This is a genomic window from Saccharopolyspora antimicrobica, assembly GCF_003635025.1.
Classification (GTDB): Bacteria; Actinomycetota; Actinomycetes; order Mycobacteriales; family Pseudonocardiaceae; genus Saccharopolyspora; species Saccharopolyspora antimicrobica.
In genome coordinates this window covers 5533636-5554899 of the sequence record NZ_RBXX01000002.1, presented here as the reverse complement: position 1 = coordinate 5554899, position 21264 = coordinate 5533636, and the positions used below count along the sequence as shown (strand labels likewise).

Here is a 21264-nt window from a genome sequence, read left to right as displayed (position 1 = left end):
GCCTCATCAGCGGCCCGTGACGTTCTGGAGACGGTCGACGACCTCAGCGGTCCGCGCGATGGCAGCGCGTTCGAGGACCTTGCTGATGCTCGGCGAGGCTTCCGCACCGGTGACGCGCTGCACCGGCTGGTCGAGCCAGTCGAAGAAGCGGCGTTGGATCTCGTCGGCCAGCCACGAGCCGTAGGAGGTGCCGATCGGCCCCTGCTCCGCGATGAGCACGTTGTTGGTCTTGCGGATGCTGGCGCCGATGGTGTCCCAGTCGATGCTGGCCCGATCCAGCCAGCGCAGGTCGATGACCTCCGCGTCGACGTCGCCCAGCTGCTCGACGGCATCCAGCACGTAGCCGGTCATCGCCAGGTACGACAGCACGGTGATGTCCCGGCCGGTGCGGCGGACCGCGGCCTTGCCGACCGGCAGGCAGTAGTCGAAGTCGTCGACCGGGGCTTCACCGACCGTGCCGTACAGGTCGACGTGCTCGATCACCACCACCGGGTCCTTGCAGCGCAGCGCGCTGTTCATCAGGCCCACGTAGTCGAACGGGGTGGACGGGGCCACGATGCGCCAGCCGGGGGCGGTGGCGAAGATCCCGGCGGGATCCATCGAGTGCTGCGAGCCGTAGCCGGTGCCCATGGCGACCTTGCTGCGCAGCACCAGCGGGACGTCGCTGTCGCCGCCGAACATGTGCCGGGCCTTGCCGATCTGGTTGAAGATCTGGTCGGCCGCCACCCACATGAAGTCGGCGTACATCAGCTCCACCACCGGCACGTAGCGCCCGTCCAGGGCGATGCCGCCGGCCAGGCCGGTGAAGGCGTTCTCGCTGATCGGGGTGCCGAGCACCCGGTCCGGGTGGGTTTCGGCCAGGCCGCGGGTGGCGCCGTTGGTGCCGCCCTTGAGCCGGTGCACGTCCTCGCCGAGCACCACCACCGACGGGTCGGTGTCCATCCGGCGGCGCATCACCTCGGCGACCACGTCGATGAACTTGCGCTGGGTGGTGGCGCCGGTGAAGGTATCGCGGTCGGCGGTGCGGGCGCCGGTGAACTCGCTGAGGTCACCGCGCACCCCGACGTCGCGGAACGCCGGGTCGGGCCACTCGTCCGGTTTGATCCGCCGCTGTCCGGGCTTGCCGTTCGGATCGGATTCGAGGATCTCGTCGCCGATGGCGGCCATCAGCTGCTTGGCCTGCTCGGTGCAGGCTTCGACGTCCTGCGGGCTGAGGATGCGGCGTGCCACCAACCGCTCGGCCAGCTGGGCCAGCGGGTCGCGCTCTCGCCACTCCTGCTCCTCGGCCTTGCTGCGGTAGCCGAACGCGCTGCCCGGGAACGGTCCGTTCTGGTGGAAGTAGCGGTAGACCTCGGCTTCGACGACGGTGGGGCCGGCACCGGCGCGCATGTGCGCCACGGCCTCGGTCATGGCCAGGTGCACGGCCAGTGGATCCATGCCGTCGACCCGCCAGCTGGGGATGTTGAAGCCGAGGCCGCGCGCCGACAGGCGTGGCTCGGCGGTCACCTCGTCGACGTGGGTGGACACCGCGTACCGGTTGTTCTCGATGAAGAAGCACACCGGCAGCCGCCACGCGGCGGCGAGGTTCAGCGTCTCCAGCACCGAGCCGATGTTGACCGCGCCGTCGCCGAAGTACGTCACCGACACCGCGTCGGTGCCTGCCTGTTTGGCCGACCACGCGAACCCGGCGGCCTGCGGGACGCCGCCGCCGACGATGGCGTTGGTGCCCATCGCCCCGGCTTCCTTCCACTGCAAGTGCATGGAGCCACCGCGGCCGCGGCAGAAGCCGCGGGACAGGCCGCAGATCTCGGCCAGGCTGCGGGACAGGACCTCCCGGACCGCCGGGGCGACGGGTTGCTGCGGGTCGATGCCGTCCGGGGCGACGTGGCCGAGGGCCTTGGCGAGGAACTGGTGGTGCCCGCGGTGCGAGCCGTTGACGAAGTCCTGGCTGGTCAGCGGCAGGATCGAACCGACAGCCCCGCCCTCCTGCCCGATGCTGGAGTGCGCCGGGCCGTGGATCAGGCCCTGACCGGCGAGTTCGAGGACGTACTCCTCGAAGGTTCGGATCAGCAGGGTCTGGGCGAACATCGACCGCAGCAGCTGCGGGTCGGCGGCCTGCCAGTCCGCCTTGGTGGTGGTCACCTCGATCCACGGTGATGACGCGGTCAGCTTTCGGTGTGTGGGCATGGTGCTCTCCTGCTGCGCCCCGGCTCGGCCGGGTGTCCTCCAGGGGGTGGGTGCGCCGGCCGCGGCCGTGGAAACCGGCGCGGCGGGCGGAAGATGGATCCAACAGTGGCACCGATTGGATCCATTTTCAAGCCTGGTCCGGTGAAACTTCGCAAGATTGGCCGCATAACACGTATTGACACGCCACTGGCGCTACCCCAAACTTGTCGCAACTTCGCCATTGGATCCAATGGTGACTGCTCCAGTGGTGGAGGTGATCATCGCGATGTCCGGATCGCGTGGGCTGCCCGGCCTGACCGGCGTCGAGCACGTGGGATTCACGGTGCCCGACCTGGAAGAGGCCACCAGGTTCTTCGTGGAGGTGATCGGCTGCGAGCTGGTGTACTCCCTGGGCCCGTTCCGCTCCGACGGCGACTGGATGGCCGAGCACCTGGCCGTGCACCCCCGCACGGTGATGCGGGAACTGCGGTTCTTCCGGTGCGCGAACGGACCGAACTTCGAGATCTTCGAGTTCGACGCGCCCGACCAGCGCACCGCCCAGCCCCGCAACAGCGACGTCGGCGGGCACCACCTGGCCTTCTACGTCACCGATCTCGACGCTGCCATCGCGCACCTGCGCCGCCACGGTGTCCGCGTGCTCGGCGAGCCCACGGCCAGCTCCGGCCCGAGCTCCGGGCAGCGCTGGGTGTACTTCCTGACGCCGTGGGGGATGCAGCTGGAACTGGTGTCCTTCCCGGACGGCAAGGCATACGAGGAAGGGGCACCGGTCCGGCTGTGGCAACCTCAGCGGGACCAAACCGGCTGAAACGCGGAGGAGAGATCGTGTCCGAGAAGGCAGCGGCGTCGGGAGTGGCCAGCCAGCGGGTCGCCGAACACCTGCGGAACATGATCCTCAGCGGGGAACTGGCGCCAGGTGCCCGGATCCGGCAGGAGGACGTGGCCGCCCGGCTCGGCGCCAGCCGGTTGCCGGTCCGCGAGGCGTTGCGGATCCTGGCCGCCGAAGGACTCGCGGTGCTCAAGTCCAACACCGGTGCTTGGGTGTCCAAGTTGGACCTCAACGAGTGCGAGGGGGTCTACAAGATCCGGGAGCGGATCGAACCGCTCGCGCTCGCCGAGAGCATCCCGAACCTCACGCCCGAAGACATCGCCCACCTGGAGCGGCTGCAAGCCGAGATCGAGGACAACACCGACGTCGACCGGTTCCTCCGGCTGGACCGCGAGCTGCACCTGGCCACCTACGCCGGATGCCACAACCGGGAGCTCACCTCGATGGTGCACCGCTTCTGGAACACCACCCAGCACTACCGGCGGGCCTACGCCCGGGTCATCGATTCGGCGGGGCAGCAGCTCATCAACTTCGAACACCGGCTCATCATCGAAGCGGTCAAGCGCGCCGACACCGTCGACGCCGAGCGCTTCCTCACCGGCCACATCCGGCGCACCCGCCTGGAACTGGCCAAACATCCCGAACTCTTCGCCGAGGACGAACATGACTGACTTCCAAGGGGAAACGCTGCTGCTGTCCGGGGCGGGCGGTTCGATCGCCCGCGCGGTCGCCCAGCAGTTCTTCACCGCCGGCGCGAACCTGGTGCTCGGCGACCTCGACGGTGCGGCCCTCGACGAGTTCGCGCAGGAACTGGACCCGACAGGCGCCCGCACCGCCACCTTCGTGCTCGACGCGGCTTCTTCGGCCAGCAACGACGAATTCGTGCAGCTCGCGGTCGAGCGGTTCGGCGGCATCGACCACCTGGTGCCCGCCGCCGGGATCTACCCCGAACAGGCCGTCGCCGAGATGACCGACGAGCAGTGGCACCGCGTCGTGTCGATCAACCTCGACGGGGTGTTCTTCCTGGTCCGCGCGACGCTGCCGCACCTGAACCGAGGCGGCTCGATCGTGCCCATCGCCTCGGTCGCCGGGCACCGCGGCAGCGCCCGGCACGCCCACTACGCCGCCACCAAGGGCGCGCTGCTGTCCTTCTCCCGCAGCCTGGCCTGGGAACTGGGCGACCACGCGCGGATCAACGTGGTTTCGCCCGGAATCATCAGAACACCGATGACCGACGACCTCGTCGCCGTCAAGGGCGCTGATCTGCTCTCGGCCACGCCGATGGGGCGACTCGGCGATCCCGGCGAGGTCGCCTCCGTGGTGTCCTTCCTCTGCAGTTCCGCGGCCGCTTTCGTGCAGGGCGAGGTCATCCACGTCAACGGCGGCCTGCACATGGCCTGATCCGGCACTCCGCGAGCAACGCCGCGCTCACCGGATCGCGGTGCCATCCCCACGCGCGCGAAAACAGTTCTCCCTTCACGCACAACGAGGTGACCGACCATGACGAAGAGCGCTGCACCGACCGCGGCGGCCGATCCGAGAGCTCGTCGCAAGCTCATGGCCGCCGGACTGATCGCCAGTTCGATCGAGTGGTACGACTTCTTCATCTACGCCACCGCGGCAGCGCTGGTGTTCGGCACGCTGTTCTTCCCCGGCGCTTCACCGCTGGTGGGCGTGCTGCTGTCCTTCGCGACGTTCTGGGCCGGGTTCGTCGCGCGTCCCATCGGTGGGCTGATCTTCGGTCACCTGGGCGACAAGGTGGGCCGCAAGCGCGCCGTCGTCATCTGCTTGATGCTGATGGGCTCGGCGACCTTCCTGATCGGCCTCCTGCCCACCGCCGCCACCATCGGGGTGCTGGCCCCGATCGCGCTGGTGGTGCTGCGCTTCGTCCAGGGCATCGCGGTCGGCGGCCAGTGGGGCGGGATCGTGCTGCTGCTGACGGAGAACGCCGACCCCAAGCGCCGCGGCTTCGCGGGCACGTTCGGGCAGATGGGCGTACCGCTGGGCGTGATCCTCGGCAACGTGGTGTTCCTGGCGGTCACCGCCGCCACCAGCCCCGAGGCGTTCACCTCGTGGGGCTGGCGGGTTCCGTTCCTGGCCAGCGCGGTGCTGGCGCCGGTGGTGCTCTACATCCAGCTCAAGGTCGAAGACGGTCCCGTCTACCGGCAGCTCGAGGAGCAGCGCAAGGCCAACGCGGATGCGGTCCCGCAGGCACCGCTGTCGGAGGTGCTGCGCAACCACAAGCGGCCCGTTCTGCTGGGCACCGGTCTCCTCTTCGCCACCAACGCCATCTTCTACGCATGCATCTCAGGACTGCTGGACTACGCGACCCGAACCCTCGGTGTGGCGCGGACGCCGCTGCTGCTGGTGTCGCTGGTGGCGACCGGGGTGATGGTGTTCGCGATCCTGATCGGCGGTGCGCTGTCCGACCGGTTCGGCCGCCGACCGCTGATCCTGGCCGGTTCCGGGTTGATCGTGCTCTGGGCGTTCCCGCTGTTCTGGTTGGTGGACACCGCTTCGCTGCCGCTGATCGCGATCGCCACCACGGTGGGCCTGATCGGTTCCGCCCTGACGTACGGTCCGCTGGCCGCCTACCTCGCGGAGCTGTTCGCGCCGCAGATCCGCTACTCCGGTGCGTCGCTGGCCTACCAGCTGGGGGCGATCCTGGTCAGCGGCGGCACCCCGTTCCTGATGACGACGCTGCTCGCCGCCACCGGCACCTCGGCCTCGGTTTCCCTGTTCCTGGTCGTGATGGGCCTGGTGACGTTCGTGTCCGCATGGCTGCTGCACGAAACCGCCGGCGAGAACCTCGACGCGCAGGCCGAGCCGGCCAAGGTCGCCTGAACCTGGAGGAACCATGACATCCGACGGAATCACCTGCCCGGATCTCCGCGGCAAGTCGGTGGCGGTCACCGGCGGTGCGCGCGGCCTGGGACTGGCGATGGTGGAGGCGTTCGCGCGCAACGGGTGCCACGTGCTGCTCGTCGACGTGGACGCAGCCGAGCTGGAGCGCGTCCAGGAGCACCTTTCCGCCGAGTGTCCACAGCAGACTGTCTCGGTGGCGGCAGTATCGGTTGCCGAGGCCGAGGCGGTGGCGGATGCGCTCGCCGATTTCGCCGAGCGCACCGGGAGTCTCGACGTGCTGGTGAACAACGCCGGGATTTCCGCCAACGTGCCGTCGCTCGATCTCGACGTGGACCGGTGGCGACGCGTGATCGACGTCAACCTCACGGGCGTGTTCGTCTGCGCCCAAGCTGCCGGGCGGATCATGCGGACTCAAGGGGCCGGAGTGGTCCTGAACATCTCGTCGATGTACGGCGTGGTGTCGGCCGCGGAACGGGCGTCCTACTGCGCTTCGAAGGCCGCGGTGGCGTCGCTGACGAAGGTGCTGGCCGTCGAGTGGGCGGCACACGGCATCCGCGTCAACGCGATCGGCCCCGGCTATGTCGAGACCGATCTGCTGTCCTCGCTGGCCGAGCAGGGGCGGCTGGATCTGGACGTCCTGCGCCGCCGAACGCCGAGCGGTCGTCTCGGCAGCACCGGCGACATCGCGCAGCTCGCGCTGTTCCTCAGCTCCGCCGCGTCGGCCAACATCACCGGCCAGGTGGTGGTCAGTGACGGCGGCTGGACGGCGGACGGCTTCGGTGTCGCCTGACCGAAGAACCAGCGGGGCAGGTGCGAGGCGACTGCTTCGACGACCGCATCCGCTGCTGAATCAGCCGTTCGGGGTCGCGAAGAGGAACGCTGGGGGTTCGCCGCCTCCGTGGCATTCGACCGCCGCTCCGCTGACGTAGGAGGCCAGGTCGGAGGCCAGGAAGAGGGCGACGTTGGCGATCTCCTCCGGGCGAGCCATGCGGCCCAGGGGGATCGTGCGCTCGATAGCTTCGACGCCTTCGTCCCCGCCGTAGTGGTCTCCGGTCAGCTCCGTTCGGCACAGGCCCACGTTGATCGCGTTCACCCGGACTTTCGGGGCCCATTCCACCGCCAGGGAGCGGGTCAGGGAGTCGAGGCCCGCTTTCGCCGCGCCGTAGGCCGCCGTGCCGGGCGAGGGGCGGAGGGCGCTGACGGAGGAGATGTTCACGATCGCGCCGCCGCTGTCCTGCCGCTGCATCGCGGCGTTGGCGGCTTGGGCCACCTGCAGCGGTCCGGCGAGGTTGAGGCCGAGGATCTTGTCGTGGAAGCGCGGGGACGCCTCGGCCGCCAGCGCGTACGGTGCTCCCCCGGCGTTGTTCACCGCCACGTCGATGCGGCCGCGCTGGGCGAGCAGGCCGTCCATCATCGTGCGGACCGAATCCGCGTCCCGCACGTCGCAGCGCAGGTGCGAGGTGCCCGGCGCTGGTTCGTCCACTTCGGACCGGGCGCACGTGACCACCTGGGCACCTGCCGCCACGAACGCCGCGGCGATGGCGCGGCCGATGCCCTTGGTGCCCCCGGTGACCAGGACGACCCGTCCCGCCATGTCCAGTTGAACCGCCATGCGCTCCTCCGTGGTCGAGAACCGGCCGCCAGCCTACCAAGCAATTGCTTGGGTTCGAACCGTTCAGCCGAACTCGACTTCGCCTCCGGTGAGGACGGGGCGCTGCTCGACCTCGGCGCTGAAGGCGATCGCACCGGTTCGCCAGCAGCTCACCGACAGCTGATCGCCCGGGAAGACCGGGCCGGCGAAGCGGGCTTCCAGCCTGCGCAGGTCGGCCGGGTGAGCGCGGTACTGCTGGGCCAACGCCAGCGTTGTGGCGGCCAGGGTGCACAGGCCGTGCAGGAACGGTTTCGGTTGTCCGGCCGCCCGGGCCGCTGCCGGGTCGATGTGCATGTGGTGGCGATCGCCCAGCAGCCGGTAGAGCGCCGCCTGGTTCGGCGCGGTGGCGACCGTCAGCCGGTGGTCCGGCGTGGTCTGCGGCGACTTCGGACTCGTGGGGCCGCGCTGGCCGCCGAACCCACCGCAGCCGGGGGCGAACAGTGTCCAGGTGGCCACGAAGCAGTCGCTCTCCACTGCCACTTCGAAGAGAGCCGCCGAGCCCTTGTCCCACACCTCCGACACGGTGGCCATCATCGTCAGGGAGCCGGATCCGGGCAGCGGGCGCAGCACTTCGAGTCGCTGGGCGCCGTGCACCGCTGTGCTGGTGTCGAACGCGCCCCTGGATCCCAGCGCGTCCGGTGCCCACTGGGCGAGGGTCAGCGCGAACGTCGGCAGGACCCGCAGGCGCTCTTCGAAGACCAGGTCCAGGTCCTGCGCGGTGGCACCCACCGCCAGCGCGTAGAGGATCGCGTCGCGCTCGGTGTAGTCGACGGTGCGGCTGCCCAGTTCGACTCCCCGCCAGCTCGCCGCCGTCACTCGGACGCACCCAGGATCAGGCCGCTGGTCGGCACGCCGGTGCCCGCCGTGACCACCACGTTGCGCACGTCCGGCGGCTGGTTGACCGAGGTTCCGCGCACCAGCCGGACCGCCTCGGCGATGCCGTTCATCCCGTGCAGGTACGCCTCGCCGAGCTGACCGCCGTGGGTGTTGGCGGGCAGCAGGCCGTCCAGTTCGAGCTGGCCGTCGCGGATGAAGTCCTTGGCCTCGCCGCGGGCGCAGAAGCCCAGTTCCTCCAGCTGCGGCAGGACCAGCGGGGTGAAGTGGTCGTAGAGGATCGCGGCCTGGACATCGCCCGGGCGCAGCCCGCTCTGGGCCCACAGCTGCTCGCCGACCAGCCCCAGCTCGGGGATGCCGGAGATCGACGAGCGGTAGTAGCTGGTCATCATGTGCTGGTCGGCGCCCGAGCCCTGCGCCGCGGCGAGCACCTGCACCGGGACGTGCGGCAGGTCGCGGGCGCGCTCCGCCGAGACCAGCACAAGCGCCTGCCCGCCGTCGGTCTCCTGGCAGCAGTCCAGCAGGTGCAGCGGCTCGGCGATCCACCGCGATTCCTGGTGCTCGGCCAGGGTGATCGGGCGCTGGTGGAACCACGCCGCCGGGTTGGTGGCGGCGTGCTTGCGGTCCAGCACCGCGACCCGGCCGAAGTCCTCCGACGTGGCACCGAAGTCGTGCATGTAGCGGCGGGCGAACATGGCCACCCACTGCGCGGGCGTGCTCAGGCCGAACGGCGTCATCCACGAGTAGGCGGCGCGATCGGCGCTGAGGTCGACCGGGCGGTCGGCCTGCCCGAGCCCGTAGCGCTCGCCCGACCGCTCGTTGAACGCGCGCCAGCAGACCACCACCGAGGCCAGGCCGGTGGCGATGGCGGCCGCCGCATGTGCCACCGTGCCGCACGCCGCACCGCCGCCGTGACCGACGCGGGAGAAGTAGGTGAGCTCGCCGATTCCCGCGTTGCGGGCGACGTGGATGTCGGAGCTGGACTCCGCGGTGTAGGTGACCATCCCGTCCACATCGGACGGTTCGAGCCCTGCGTCGGACACCGCCGCCAGCACCGCCTCGACGGCCAGGCGCAGTTCGCTGCGGCCGGAGCGCTTGGAGAACTCGGTCGCGCCGATGCCTGCGATCGCCACCGAGCGGGACAGGACGCCGGTCATGCGGGCTCCTCCTCGGCCGGAAGGTGGACGTCGACCGTGCCGGTGACGTGCGCACCGCGGCTGTTCTCGCCAGTGACCGCGATGCGGACGCAGCCGCGATCGGCGTCCTTGCCGGTCACCTCGCCGGTCAGCACCATGGTGTCGCCGGGGTGGTTGGGGGCGCCGAGCCGGATGCGGATGGCCTTGACCACCGAGGCCGGGCCCGCCCACGAGGTGACGAACCGGTCCACGAGGCCGTTGGTGGTCAGGATGTTCATGAACACGTCCTCGGAACCGCGCTCGACCGCCAGCGCCGGGTCGTGGTGCACATCCTGGAAGTCCCGGCTCGCGATGGCGGTGGCCACGATCAGCGTGCGGGTCAGCGGGATTTCCAGCCTCGGCAGTGCATCGCCGATGTTCACCTCGTCGAACGTGGTCACGAAGTCACCTCCGCGGCCGCCAGGTGCGCGCCGAGGTCTGCGAGCGCCGCGGCGGCTCCGCCGAAGGTGCCCGCGATCTCCTTGCCCCACAGGAAGTACCGGTGCGCCGGGTAGTCGATGTCGACGCCGATGCCGCCGTGCACGTGCTGGGTGCGGTGCACGACGTCCAGCCCCGCCTGGTCGGCCCACCACTTGGCCACCAGCACCGCGCGGTCGGCGTCGGGTGCGTCGTCGGCGAGCGAGGTGATCGCCTGCCACAGCGTCACCTCCACGGCTTCGACGTCGATGTAGCAGTCGGCGAGCTGGTGCCGGACCGCTTGGAAGGTGGCCAGCGGCCGACCGAACTGGTGGCGCTCAGCGAGGTATCCGGCCGCGAGCGCCAAAGCGCCTTTCATGACGCCGGTTTGGACCGCCGACAGAGCGACGGTCGCGCGGCGCAGGGTCCGGCGGAACCCCTCGGCGCCTCCGATCGGGCGTGCGGCGGCGCGGTCGAGGTGGAGGTGCGCGCTGCGGCCTCTGGCCGTGGTCTCGACGGGTTCCCAGCGCAGCCCGTCGGCATCCACCAGGAAGAGCCCGGGGCCATCGCCGGAAGTCGCGGAGACGAGGACCGCGGCTGCACCCTGCGGTGATGGGACGACCGCCTTGGTTCCCGAGAGCAACCATGAGCCGTTCTCCAGCGTCGCGGTGCAGGTCGGCGCATCCGGTTCAGCTGGCGCGAATTCCTCCAGCGCCAGGGCGGTCCGTCCCTCGGCGAGGACGCTGTGCTCGGCGAGGGTCAGTGCTGCCACGCCCGCCGACCACAGCGGAACGGGCGCGACGGCCCGGCCCTGCTCCTCCAGCAACACGCACAGGCCCGCGAGGCCGAGTCCCGCTCCGCCGCAATCCTCGGGCAATGCGATGTCCACCAGCCCCGCCTTGGCCAGCTCCGCCCAGAGGTGCTCGTCCACTCCCGTCGGCGAGGCCTCCACCTCCCGGATCCGGTCGGTGGTGGCCTGGTCGGTGAAGATGTCGCGGGCCAGGTCCCGGACCGCGGCGAGCTCCTCGCCGAGGTGGAAGTCCATTCGGTGCTCTCCTTCAGCTCTCGGGGCGGAACACGGGCAGCACCAGCTGCGGATCCGCTTCCAGCCACTCCAGGCGGACCGGCATGCCGATGGCGACCTCGTCCGGGGCGATGCCCACCAGGTTGGTGATCAACCTGGTGCCCTCGGCCAGCTCGACCAGCGCGATCAGCAGCGGGTAGTCGAACGCCGGGTGCGGCGGGTGGTGGGCGATCACGTAGCTGTGGACGGTGGCGCGGCCCGATGCCTCCACGGCGTCCCACTCGAAGGACCGGCAGTGCGGGCAGCACGGCCCGGGCGGGTGGCGCAGCTCCTCGCAGGACCGGCACCGCTGGATGACCAGGCGTTTCTCCATGGCGGCTTCGAACCAGAACGCGTTGTCCTGGTTCACCGCCGGTCGCGGGCGCAACGCCCGCTTCTGCGCCGGCCGGAACCGCAGCGTGCGCCACTTCTGGACCGCGACGACGGCGCCACCGGCGTCCCGGTAGGTGCGCACCGTGGTCACGAACCGCCCCGGGCCGAGGCCGGTGTGCTTCTCCGCCGAGATCGACTCCACGACCTCCTCGGTGCTGACCTCGTCACCGGGCACCAGCTCGCGGACGAACTCGAACTCCGAATCGGTGGCCACCACCGACGTGTAACCACCTTCGGCCAGCAGCTCCACGAGCTCGTCGAAGGCGGTGCGGGTGCTCGGCGCGGTGCTGGCGGCATAGCCCCGCATGGTCCACGCCTGCATCATCGATGCCGGGGCGACGATCCCATCGCGGCCCGTGGCCCGCGCGGCACCAGCCGAGAGGTAGACCGGGTTGGGATCGCCCATCGCCTCGACCCAGTGGCGGATCATCGGCACATTGACCGGGTCCTGCCCCGCCCTGGCCGGGACCAGCACGCGCCCGACGTAGGACTGCAGAGCTTGTTCGTAGTACTCGCTCATGCGCCCCTCTTCCCCCGCGGCAGGCCCAAGCCCTGGGTGGCGATCATGTCGCGCAGGACTTCGTTGACGCCCCCGCCGAAGGTGTTGACCACGCTCTGCCGGGAGAGCTGCTCGACCTGCCCGCCGAGCACGGCTTCCAGGGATTCCGGCCGGATCCGCCCGGCTGCTCCGAGCACCTGCGTCAGGGTGCGCTGCACGTCGATGTGGGTCTCGGTCCCGTACACCTTCGCCGCGCCCGCCGTCGCACCGGTCAGCGCTCCCTCCGCGACCGCCGTGGTCATCTTCCAGTTCATCAGCCGCATCGCCTCCAGCTTCGCGAAGGCGCGGGCCATTTCGGTTCGCACCCACGGCTTTTCGAGGACCCCGCTGTCCCTGGCCCAGGCCAGCACCTGTTCCCAGAGCTGGATCGTGCGACCGCCGAGCGCCGCCAGGCCGATCCGCTCGTGGTTGAGCTGGGCGGTGATCAGGCGCCAGCCGCCGTCGACCTCGCCGACGACGTGGTCGAGCGGTACGCGGACATCGCTGTAGTAGGTGGCCGTGACGGAGAGGCCGCCGACGGTCTGGATCGGGCTCCAGGAGAACCCTTCGGCGTCGGTGGGCACGATCAGGATCGAGATGCCTCGGTGCTTGGGTGCTTCCGGGTCCGTGCGAGCCGCTAGCCAGATGTGGTCGGCGGTGTTCGCGCCCGAGGTGAAGATCTTCTGCCCGTTCACCACGAACTCGTCGCCGTCGCGCACCGCCCTGGTCGTGAGCGAGGCGAGGTCGGTGCCCGCGTCGGGTTCGGTGTAGCCGATGGCGAAGACGATGTCACCGCTGAGGATTCCGGGCAGGTAAGCCTGCTTCTGCTCCTCCGTGCCGTGCTCCATGAGGGTGGGGCCGACGGTGTTCACCGTGACGAACGGGAACGGCAGCCCGGCGCGCTGCACCTCGTCGAAGAACACGTACTGCTCCTCGGCCGACCGGCCCTGCCCGCCGTACTCGCGCGGCCAGCCGATGCCCAGCCAGCCGTCGCGACCGAGCATCTTGACGACCTCCCGGAACCGAGAGCCGCCGACGCCCTCCTCCCCCGCCCGCCGGCGTTCGTCCGACGGGAGCAGCCCGGCGAAGTAGGCGCGCAGCTCCTGCCGGAGCCGCTGCTGCTCGGGCGTCTCGCGCAAGTCCATCGGAGGTCCTCTCGTGTTACCGCCGCTCAGGGCAGGAAGCGCAGCCGGCCGTTGGTGGCGAACTGCTCGCGCAGGTCCTGCTTGTCCTGCTCGGTCATCCGGGCGTACAACGGCGCTCCGCGGCCCGGCCACCAGTGCACCTCGTCGGTCGTGCGCCAGCCGTCGGCCTGCATCTCCTTCTTGCGGAGCTTGTTCGACCCGGTGGTGGGCAGTTGCCGGGACACCCGCACGTAGCGCGGGATTCCCTTGGGGCCCAGGTCCTCCTGCGCGGCGAGGAAGTCCGGGAGGTTCAGGTCCTCGAACCGGGCGCGGGTTTCGACTGCCGCCATCACCTGGTCGCCCGAGCGCGGGTCGGGCACCGCGAAGACCCCGGCGGCGAGGATGTCCGGGTGCCGACGCAGGATCCGCTCGGTCAGCAGCGCGGAGATGTTCTCACCGTCCACCCGGATCCAGTCGCCCGAACGGCCCGCGAAGTAGAGGTAGCCCGCGCTGTCGAGGTAGCCGAGGTCCCCGGTCCAGTACCAGCCGTGGCGGACGCGTTCGGCGTTGGCCGCCGGATTCTTGTAGTAGCCCTCGAACTTCGCCGCGCCCTCGGTGTTGACGAGCTCGCCGATCGCCTCCTCGGCGTTGCGCACCCGGCCGTGCTCGTCGAGCTCCGCGGGCGGGCACGGCTCGCGGGTTTCCGGGTCGACGACGCGCACTCCCGCGTGCGCCGGAACGCCCAGTGCGGAAGGTGGTCCGGACGGCGCCTGGTTGATCATCCCGGCACCTTCGCTCGACCCGTAGCCCTCGTAGAGGACCGCGCCGAAGCGGCGCTTGAACTCGGCCCGGTCCTCGGGCGAGGCCTCGGTGCCGAACCCGTGCGTCAGCGTGTTGTCGGCGTCGTCCGGCCGTTCCGGCTGGCCGAGCAGGTAACCGATCGCCTTGCCGACGTAGGTGAAGTACGTCGCGCCGTAGTGCCGCACGTCCGGCATGAACCCGGATGCGGAGAACTTCGGCGCGAGTGCCACGCAGGCTCCCGCGAGAAGCGCGGGTGCCCACAGCGCCATCAGGGCGTTGCCGTGGAACAACGGCATGCAGCAGTAGCAGACGTCGTCGCGGCCGATGTGGTACTTCACGGTGTTCTGGCGCGCGAGCCCGACCAGGCGCCCTTGGGAGCAGATCGCGGCTTTCGACGCCCCCGTCGTGCCGGAGGTGAACAGCAGCAGCATGCGGGTCTCCGCGCTGATCGACGGATCGCGCACGGGTTCCCCGGGCGGCAGCTGTTCCGCGTACTCCGGCGAGTCCACCAGGATGAAGCGGTCCCTCGGCACGCCGATGTCGAGGCCGTCGAGGAGCTCCAGTCCCGCCGAATCGGTCACCAGCAGCTGGAGGTCGGTGTGGCGCACCTCCGCTTCCAGGTAGGCGCCGCGGCGGGTGGGATTGATGCCCACGACCGTCGCTCCGGCGAGCGCGGCGGCCCCCAGCCAGAGGACGAACTCCGGGACGTTGTCCAGGAGAACACCCACGTGGAACGGGCGGTCTTCATCGCGCAGCTGCCGCAGCCGGGCGGAGCGGGCCGCGCTGTCGCGGACCACTTCGTCCCAGGTCCAGGTCCGCTCCCGCGAGCGCAGGCCTGGCCGGTGGTCGCCCAGCCGGTCCAGCAGCAGGTCGGCGATCGTCTCACTCCGGCGGCTCATCGGTGGCCGCTCAGGAGACGTAGCCGGCGTCGGTGCCCCAGGTCTGCGACCGGGGACTGCTGCGGTCGACCAGGACGCAGCGCGCGCCCGTGAAGTTCGTCGGCATGCAGCGGTTGTTGTGGTTGCACAGCGACCGCACGCCCGGATCCGCTTCCATGCGGTTGATCAGGTCCGGCTCCCGGAGCAGTGCTCGCGCCATCGCCACGAACTCGAAGCCCTCGGCCATCCCGCGGTCCATGATCACCTTGTTCGTGATGCCGCCGAGCAGGATCATCGGCAGCTTGACCGCGGCCCGGATCTGCCGGGCGTCGTCGAGCAGGTAGCCGTCCTGGTAGGGGTATTCGCGCAGCATCGTGCGGCCCAGCAGCTTCACCCCCAGCTTGATCGGCTGCGGCATGACCTCGGCGAAGGCGTCCAGCGGCGCATCGCCCTTGAAGAGGTACATGGGATTGCTCAGCGAGCTGCCCGCGGTCATCTCCAGGGCGTCGACCGAACCGTCGGACTCCAGCCACTGCGCCACCGCGATCGCTTCGTCGAGCCAGAAGCCGCCCGGCACGCCGTCGTCCATGTTCAGCTTGGTGACGATGGCGATCCGGTCGCCGACCGCCTCCCGCACCGCCAGCATGATCTCCCGCGCGAGACGCGCCCGGTTCTCCAGGCTGCCGCCGTGGGAATCGGTGCGGTGGTTGAGCTTCGGGCTCAGGAACGAGCTGGCCAGGTAGTTGTGCCCCAGGTGCACCTCGACCGCGTCGAACCCCGCCTCGATCGCCATCCGCGCTGCTCTGGCGTGGTCCTGCACCACTCGGCGCAGGTCGTCGCGGGACGCTTCGCGCGCGAAGCTGAGCGTGGTCTTGTGGAAGTGCCTGCTCGGTGCGAGCGCCGGCGCCCCGTTCGCCTTGGGATTGGCGACCGGGCCGGCGTGGCCGAGCTGCGCCGACACGGCAGCACCCTGTTCGTGCACGGCTTCGGTGAGCTTCCGCAGGCCCGGCAGGGCTTCCGGGGTCCACAGGATCTGGTGCCGGTCGGTGCGGCCATCCGGCGACACCGCGCAGTAGGCGACCGTCGTCATGCCCACCCCACCGGCCGCGTGTCGAACGTGGAAGTCGACCAAGTCGTGGGTGACCTTCCCGCGGTGGCTGAGGCCCTCGTAGGTGGCGGCCTTGATCGTCCGGTTGCGCAAGGTCAGCGGACCGATCTTCCCAGGGCTGAAGACGTCCGGGACGGGTTGGGTGGTGGTCACGAGCACTCCTGTTCCGCTGGGTTGCCGCGAAGGTAGGGCGATCCGGCGGCGCCGCACCGCTGCCGGTCCCGCTCATCGGGAAGCGGCGGAGTTCAGCCGAAGAAGGCCTGACCTCCGTCCAGCGGCACGGTGGCCCCGGTCAGGTAGCGGAGGTCCGGGCCGACCAGGGCGACGACCGCGCGCCCGATGTCGGCCTCGCAGTCACCGATGCGGCCCAGCGGGATGGAGGCGACGAACTCAGCGGCCTCCTCAGGGTTGCGCTCCGTCCAGGTCTTGAGCCCCGGCGACAGGGCGTGCGGCGCGATCGCGTTCACCCGGATCCCGTCCCGGCCCCACTCCGCCGCCGCGGTCCTGGTCAGCGACTTCAGCGCCTGCTTGGCCGCGGCGTAGGCGCCGTAGGACGAGGTGTCCCACCGCACCATCGCGGAGGACACCAGGTTGATGACCGAGCCACTGCGTGCCTTCAGGTGCGGGTGGCAGGCCTTCATGAACGCGAACGCGGCGAACGGCGCGGTGCGGAAGCCCCGCTGGAAGTCGTCGTCGCTCATGCTCAGCAGCGGACCGAAAGCGCCGGTGTAGGCGTTGTTGACCAGCACGTCGATGCCGCCCAGCGAGATCACGACCTGCTCGACCACCGCTGGGATCGCGTCGGTGTCGGCCACGTCGATCGGAAAGGACTCGGCCCGGCCGCCGCGCTCCCGGATCAGCTCGCAGGTGGCGTTCAGCTTCGCCTCGGTGCGCCCGGCGACCGCCACCGACACGCCCTCCCCGGCCAGCGCGAGCGCGATGCCCTGCCCGACGCCCTGCCCTGCTCCCGTGATCAGCGCGACCTTGCCCTGCAGACCGCCCATGCAGCACCTCCCGCTCGCCCTGCGCTTCCCATCCGCCTGCAACAGTGGTGTGTTCGGGAGAATGCCGAGCGCGCTGTCCCGCTCAGCGGGAGAACGGCCGAGCGCGGATCCCGATGAACGGAACCGGGCACCGCTCGTCGCTGTCCGGTGCCGCACGCTGTGCTGCGCAGAATCCCGGCCAGCAGCAGGAGGAACGCCAGCACATGAGCACGATCGATCCGGACACTGCTGCCCCTGTCAGCGCGCTGACCGGCCCCGGTGGCGAATTCGAACTAGTGGAGCAGGACGTGCTCGGCACCCGGCTGCCGGTGTTCCGCAACCGGGCGAGGTCGCTGGCCGAGCTCGTCGCGGCATCCGCCCGGCACGGAGACCGCGACTACATCGTGACCGCGGACCGGAGGATCTCCTTCCGCCGGCACGCCGACCAGGTCGCCGCGCTGGCCACGGCGCTGCGCGAGGAGTACGGCGTCGGCAAAGGAGACCGGGTCGCGATCGCGGCGGCCAACGCACCGGAGTGGATCCTCGCGTTCTGGGCGGCGATGTCCGTCGGAGCCGTCGCGGTCGGCTGCAACGCCTGGTGGTCGGCCCGCGAACTGGACCACGGCGTGCGGCTGACCGAACCGGCCCTGATCATCGCCGACACCAAGCGCGCCGCGCTGCTGACTGGCTCGCCCGTTCCGCTGCTCCCGCTGGAACAGGTCGACGAACTGGCCCAGCGGTACCCGGGCGCACCGATGCCCGCCGTGGATGTCGAAGAGGACGACCCCGCGATCATCCTGTTCACCAGCGGAACCTCCGGACGCCCCAAGGGTGCGGTCCACTCGCACCGCAACGTGTGCTCGGTCATCGAGTACCACCGCATGAACGATGCCCTCGCCGCAGTTCACGGCGACCCGATCGATCCGCGAGACCGGCGGTACCTGCTGGCGCTGCCCCTCTTCCACATCGCCTGCCTGCACAACCTGGCAGTGCCGCGCCTCGCGACCGGCAGCACCGTGGTGATGCATCAGGGTGCCTTCGACGTGGACCGGGTACTCGATCTGGTAGCCCGCGAGCGGGTGACCAACTGGGGTGCCGTGCCCACCCAAGCACACCGGATTCTGGAGCACGGCGACATCTCGCAGTACGACCTGTCGTCGCTCACCACCTTCTCGCTGGCCTCCGCACCGTCGTCGGCAGCGTTCAAGCAGCGGCTGCGGGAGAGGTTGCCCGTAGCGGAGAAATCCCTTGTGGACAGCTACGGGATGACCGAGACGTGCACCGCGCTCACCGCTGCCTCCCCCGCTGATCTGGCCGAAGCCCCGGAGACGCTCGGACGGCCTATCGCGGGTGTGCAGCTGGAGATCCGCGATCCGTTCGGCAACCCCCTGCCCGACGGAGAGGAAGGCGAGGTGTGCGTTCGCAGCGCCTACAACATGCTCGGCTACTGGAACGACCCGCGAGCCACCGCTGACGCCATCCGTGCAGACCGCTGGCTGCACACCGGTGACATCGGCGTCATCGAGCACGGCCGTCTCCGGCTGAGCACTCGCCGCTCGGATCTGATCATCCGAGGTGGCGAGAACGTCTACCCTGCGGAGATCGAGGGCGTGCTCGCCGAGCATCCCGGGGTCCAGGAGTGCGCCGTACTGGGCGTCTCCGATCCGGACCTCGGTCAGGAGGTGTTCGCAGTCGTGGTCATTGCGCCCGGGAGCGTTCTCACCGAGCAGGAGCTGCACGACTACGCCCGGGGGCAGCTCGCGCACTTCAAGGTTCCGTCCCGATGGCGGATCACTCAGGAGCCACTTCCTCGCAACGCCACCGGCAAGGTGATCCGGGCCGAGGTGCGTCCCACCGTCTGACGCCTCGCACGTGGCTATAGCTGTATCGGCACTCGGGGTTTGGGTTCCCTGACAGCTGGGCTCTCTGCTGTCAGGGAACCCACCAATTTGTGGTCGCCTTTTGTTTCCGCTCTTGTGTTTTCAAGGTGCGTGCTACGGGTGTTGTTGTGTTGTGGTGGGGGTCATCCCCGTGGTTTGGGGGATTGTGGGGGCTGTGGTCCGGATGTCAAGCCCGGCCTGGCGGCCGCCCCTTCGGGGTTGGCAGGCTTGACATCCGGCCCACAGCCCCGTTTTGGCTTTATGTCACGGGGATGACCCGGTATGGAACGGACCCCGGCCGTCATGGACACCTTGCGGGAAGCAGGTAGCCGGGGCCGTTACTGGTTGAGTGGTGGGTTGCTCCGTCACCGGCAGGTGGTGTGCGGAGTTGCCGTGCCGCGCGGGCTGGCCGTTGATCGCGGAGTTGCGGCGGAGAGCAGTGGTGCTGGCCGTTGCGGGCTGGGCGGTGGCGGGTTGGTTCGTCATCGGCGGGTTCCCTTTCTTCGTTGGGCTGGGTTTTCGGGTGTTGTGGTGGGGGTGGTGCTCGGGTGTTGGTGGTGGGTGGAGGTCGCCTGGCGGCGTGTCGTGCTTCCGGAACTGTCGGCTCACCCGACCCTGGGCAGGGCGGGGTGCCCCACCCAGGGGGTCGGGTGAGGTCGTCAGGTGCTCGCCAGCGGTCTGGCCGCTGGCGGCCCGCCCTCCGGTGATGAGTTCAGGCGGCGGAGGGCGTGGCGATGTGTGGCGGGTTGGGCTCTCCCGCCAGGCCTGGGCGTGCGTGCCGGATCGACACTTGCCGGTGGTGTGAATACCGGGCGGCCACGTTCCAGTTGGATGTGCCAGTGGTGGTTGTGGATGGTGCGATGGTGATGGGCACACAGCATCACCATGTTGTCGAGGCTGGTGGGGCCGCCGTCGACCCAGTGCACGATGTGATGGGCCTGCGGCGTTCCCGCCGGGTGGTCACATTCCGGGAAGGCGCAGACGCCGTCGCGGGCCAGCAACGCGGCACGGATATGCGTCGGGGCGGTCCGCTGCGAAGCACCCACGTCGAGAGGCAGGCTGTCGCCGCCGAGGACCATGGGCAGGACCTCGCAGTCACAAGCGATCCTGCGCACCGTCTGCGGGCTGAGGTACTGGCCGGTGCCTTCCAGCATCCCCGCACCACCAGCGGTGACCTCGCCGTTGGTGGTGGGGAGCTGGTTTTTCAGGTCGGTGTAGTCGATGGTGACCGTCAGGTGCGGCTTCTGCCCACCGGTACGCGGCATCCCGTCGGTGTCGAGCACCAGGTCAAGCAGGGTCGACAGACCGTCGGCGTTGCGCTGCCCAACCGTACGCGGGTCCTTGACCCCGTCGGCCTCCGGGCGCGGCGCGGCCAGCGGGCGCAGGGCGGTGACGAACTTCGCCCCGGTCTCGCGGTCCAGCCGGGCCTTGATCACCAGCATCCCGTCACGAGCGGTCGCGTAGTGCAGCTCGCGGGACTCGAACTGGGCCTGCTCGTCCGCGACGGCACCGTCGGCGTCGAGCATGTAGCGCACCCGGTCGGCCAGCTTGGCCAGATCACGGGGGCACTGACGGCAGGCGTTCTCCACCAACAACCGTTCCACCTCACCGGCACGGTGCTGGGCGTGCTCAGGCAGCCGGGACACACAGCGGGAGATCACCCGCGCGTGCTCCAGCCCGATCACACCCTCACCGAGTGCTTGTCCGGTCGCCGGTAGCGCAACCTCTGGCCCAGCGACACCAGCGGCGTTGTCGGTGTCCTCACCGGTGTTCGGCAAGGTGGCGGTGGCGATACGGACACGGTTCGTGGCGTCCTGGCCGTCGATGTTGAGCAGGTTCTTCAGCCACACCTGCGTGGAGCGCACACCACGAGCGGCGTGCAGGCGGCGGCGGTCGGCCTCGGCGATCAACCGCAGCTGCTCCATCCGCGCCTGACGAATCTGCCGTTCCACCTCACCGATCCGGGTCGCGAGTTCCTCATCGGTCAGGGAGGTCACCGCAGGCGGGCACGACCCGCCCGGCGTGGGCATGTCCCACGCGGGCAAGGCGGACACGACCGCACCCGCGCCAGCGGCGGGCGTCGCGTCCTGGGTGGTCATCAGCGGTGTCATGCATCAATTCTCTCAAGAATCGAACGTGGTTTCGAGCGAATAACCGTCCCACAATCAGGTGATCACAACACGGCTCAAACACGAAAATCCTTAGCTGGAACCAGAAGCGGCAAATATTCGAAGGGCAATACTCGGCGTGTCGTTGGCATTTACCCGTGTCGAAACGTGAATCCGTTATTGTCCTGTTAGGACTAACATGACGTCTGTTGCTTCGTCGACGACTAAGGCCGGTCGGTCGACAGCCAGGCCTCAGAAGCCCAAACCGTCAGCCCGCGTGGCCCAGCAACCCCGCACACCACCTGCCGGTGACGGAGCAGCCCACGACTCAACCGGCAGAGGCCCCGACCACCACGCTCCCCGCAAGGTGTCCAAGACGGCCGGGGTCCGTTCCATACCGGGTCATCCCCGTGACATAAAGCCAAAACGGGGC

18 protein-coding genes are annotated in these 21264 nt (G+C 69.7%); 6 read left to right on the top strand and 12 right to left on the bottom strand.

Annotated features, from left to right (window positions below; genetic code table 11):
• Positions 1-6 precede the first annotated feature (6 nt).
• Complete coding sequence (locus ATL45_RS26635) at positions 7-2187, bottom strand: alpha-ketoacid dehydrogenase subunit alpha/beta (protein WP_093149561.1); 2181 nt, start codon at positions 2185-2187, stop codon at positions 7-9.
• A gap of 265 nt (positions 2188-2452) precedes the next feature.
• Between ATL45_RS26635 and ATL45_RS26630 the strand changes: the two genes are divergently transcribed.
• From ATL45_RS26630 to ATL45_RS26610, 5 genes are all read left to right on the top strand, one after another.
• A complete protein-coding gene (locus tag ATL45_RS26630) occupies positions 2453-2992 on the top strand; it encodes a VOC family protein (RefSeq protein ID WP_093149831.1) in 540 nt (179 codons plus the stop codon).
• A 17-nt stretch (positions 2993-3009) separates the two neighbouring features.
• Positions 3010-3684 (top strand): GntR family transcriptional regulator, encoded by a 675-nt coding sequence (locus ATL45_RS26625; protein ID WP_093149567.1) that lies wholly within the window; start codon positions 3010-3012, stop codon positions 3682-3684.
• Positions 3677-4414, top strand: coding sequence for an SDR family NAD(P)-dependent oxidoreductase (locus ATL45_RS26620; protein ID WP_093149572.1), 738 nt, complete (start codon positions 3677-3679; stop codon positions 4412-4414). Before ATL45_RS26625 ends, ATL45_RS26620 begins: the two co-directional genes overlap by 8 nt.
• Before the next feature lie 99 nt (positions 4415-4513).
• A complete protein-coding gene (locus ATL45_RS26615; RefSeq protein ID WP_093149576.1) occupies positions 4514-5857 on the top strand; it encodes an MFS transporter in 1344 nt (447 codons plus the stop codon).
• A 13-nt stretch (positions 5858-5870) separates the two neighbouring features.
• Positions 5871-6668, top strand: coding sequence for an SDR family NAD(P)-dependent oxidoreductase (locus ATL45_RS26610; RefSeq protein WP_093149582.1), 798 nt, complete (start codon positions 5871-5873; stop codon positions 6666-6668).
• A gap of 60 nt (positions 6669-6728) precedes the next feature.
• Here the strand turns inward: ATL45_RS26610 and ATL45_RS26605 are convergent, their stop codons facing one another.
• From ATL45_RS26605 to ATL45_RS26560, 10 genes are all read right to left on the bottom strand, one after another.
• Positions 6729-7490 carry an SDR family oxidoreductase gene (locus ATL45_RS26605; protein ID WP_093149587.1) on the bottom strand — a complete coding sequence of 254 codons (762 nt, stop codon included), beginning with the start codon at positions 7488-7490 and terminating at the stop codon, positions 6729-6731.
• 63 nt (positions 7491-7553) lie between these two features.
• Positions 7554-8345, bottom strand: coding sequence for a MaoC/PaaZ C-terminal domain-containing protein (locus ATL45_RS26600; RefSeq protein WP_093149592.1), 792 nt, complete (start codon positions 8343-8345; stop codon positions 7554-7556).
• Positions 8342-9520 (bottom strand): lipid-transfer protein, encoded by a 1179-nt coding sequence (locus ATL45_RS26595; RefSeq protein WP_093149596.1) that lies wholly within the window; start codon positions 9518-9520, stop codon positions 8342-8344. The genes ATL45_RS26600 and ATL45_RS26595 overlap by 4 nt, the downstream gene beginning before the upstream one ends.
• A complete protein-coding gene (locus ATL45_RS26590; RefSeq protein WP_093149599.1) occupies positions 9517-9939 on the bottom strand; it encodes a MaoC family dehydratase in 423 nt (140 codons plus the stop codon). The genes ATL45_RS26595 and ATL45_RS26590 overlap by 4 nt, the downstream gene beginning before the upstream one ends.
• A complete protein-coding gene (locus ATL45_RS26585) occupies positions 9936-11000 on the bottom strand; it encodes an acyl-CoA dehydrogenase family protein (protein WP_093149601.1) in 1065 nt (354 codons plus the stop codon). The genes ATL45_RS26590 and ATL45_RS26585 overlap by 4 nt, the downstream gene beginning before the upstream one ends.
• 13 nt (positions 11001-11013) lie before the next feature.
• Positions 11014-11931, bottom strand: a complete 918-nt coding sequence (locus ATL45_RS26580; protein ID WP_093149604.1) for a bifunctional MaoC family dehydratase N-terminal/OB-fold nucleic acid binding domain-containing protein — start codon at positions 11929-11931, stop codon at positions 11014-11016.
• On the bottom strand, positions 11928-13094 hold the full coding sequence (locus tag ATL45_RS26575; RefSeq protein WP_093149607.1) for an acyl-CoA dehydrogenase family protein: 1167 nt from the start codon (positions 13092-13094) through the stop codon (positions 11928-11930). The genes ATL45_RS26580 and ATL45_RS26575 overlap by 4 nt, the downstream gene beginning before the upstream one ends.
• Before the next feature lie 26 nt (positions 13095-13120).
• Complete coding sequence (casI, locus tag ATL45_RS26570; RefSeq protein WP_093149613.1) at positions 13121-14773, bottom strand: steroid-22-oyl-CoA synthetase; 1653 nt, start codon at positions 14771-14773, stop codon at positions 13121-13123.
• 10 nt (positions 14774-14783) lie between these two features.
• Positions 14784-16013 carry an NADH:flavin oxidoreductase gene (locus ATL45_RS26565; protein ID WP_093149838.1) on the bottom strand — a complete coding sequence of 410 codons (1230 nt, stop codon included), beginning with the start codon at positions 16011-16013 and terminating at the stop codon, positions 14784-14786.
• A gap of 92 nt (positions 16014-16105) precedes the next feature.
• Positions 16106-16864, bottom strand: coding sequence for an SDR family NAD(P)-dependent oxidoreductase (locus ATL45_RS26560; protein ID WP_093149616.1), 759 nt, complete (start codon positions 16862-16864; stop codon positions 16106-16108).
• 203 nt (positions 16865-17067) lie between these two features.
• Between ATL45_RS26560 and casG the strand changes: the two genes are divergently transcribed.
• On the top strand, positions 17068-18705 hold the full coding sequence (gene casG / locus ATL45_RS26555) for a steroid-24-oyl-CoA synthetase (protein ID WP_093149841.1): 1638 nt from the start codon (positions 17068-17070) through the stop codon (positions 18703-18705).
• A gap of 677 nt (positions 18706-19382) precedes the next feature.
• Here casG and ATL45_RS26550 read toward each other — a convergent pair.
• Positions 19383-20834, bottom strand: coding sequence for an HNH endonuclease signature motif containing protein (locus ATL45_RS26550; protein WP_246025556.1), 1452 nt, complete (start codon positions 20832-20834; stop codon positions 19383-19385).
• Between the last annotated feature and the right edge of the window lie 430 nt (positions 20835-21264).

Excerpts from the sequence above, each read along its gene's own strand:
- ATL45_RS26620 (WP_093149572.1), top strand. The coding sequence starts at position 3,677 with ATGACTGACTTCCAAGGGGAAACGCTGCTGCTGTCCGGGGCGGGCGGT.
- ATL45_RS26595 (WP_093149596.1), bottom strand. The coding sequence starts at position 9,520 with ATGACCGGCGTCCTGTCCCGCTCGGTGGCGATCGCAGGCATCGGCGCG.
- ATL45_RS26580 (WP_093149604.1), bottom strand. The coding sequence starts at position 11,931 with ATGAGCGAGTACTACGAACAAGCTCTGCAGTCCTACGTCGGGCGCGTG.
- ATL45_RS26560 (WP_093149616.1), bottom strand. The coding sequence starts at position 16,864 with ATGGGCGGTCTGCAGGGCAAGGTCGCGCTGATCACGGGAGCAGGGCAG.
- ATL45_RS26615 (WP_093149576.1), top strand. The coding sequence starts at position 4,514 with ATGACGAAGAGCGCTGCACCGACCGCGGCGGCCGATCCGAGAGCTCGT.
- ATL45_RS26605 (WP_093149587.1), bottom strand. The coding sequence starts at position 7,490 with ATGGCGGTTCAACTGGACATGGCGGGACGGGTCGTCCTGGTCACCGGG.
- casG (WP_093149841.1), top strand. The coding sequence starts at position 17,068 with ATGAGCACGATCGATCCGGACACTGCTGCCCCTGTCAGCGCGCTGACC.
- ATL45_RS26635 (WP_093149561.1), bottom strand. The coding sequence starts at position 2,187 with ATGCCCACACACCGAAAGCTGACCGCGTCATCACCGTGGATCGAGGTG.
- casI (WP_093149613.1), bottom strand. The coding sequence starts at position 14,773 with ATGAGCCGCCGGAGTGAGACGATCGCCGACCTGCTGCTGGACCGGCTG.
- ATL45_RS26585 (WP_093149601.1), bottom strand. The coding sequence starts at position 11,000 with ATGGACTTCCACCTCGGCGAGGAGCTCGCCGCGGTCCGGGACCTGGCC.
- ATL45_RS26575 (WP_093149607.1), bottom strand. The coding sequence starts at position 13,094 with ATGGACTTGCGCGAGACGCCCGAGCAGCAGCGGCTCCGGCAGGAGCTG.
- ATL45_RS26630 (WP_093149831.1), top strand. The coding sequence starts at position 2,453 with ATGTCCGGATCGCGTGGGCTGCCCGGCCTGACCGGCGTCGAGCACGTG.
- ATL45_RS26610 (WP_093149582.1), top strand. The coding sequence starts at position 5,871 with ATGACATCCGACGGAATCACCTGCCCGGATCTCCGCGGCAAGTCGGTG.
- ATL45_RS26550 (WP_246025556.1), bottom strand. The coding sequence starts at position 20,834 with ATGACACCGCTGATGACCACCCAGGACGCGACGCCCGCCGCTGGCGCG.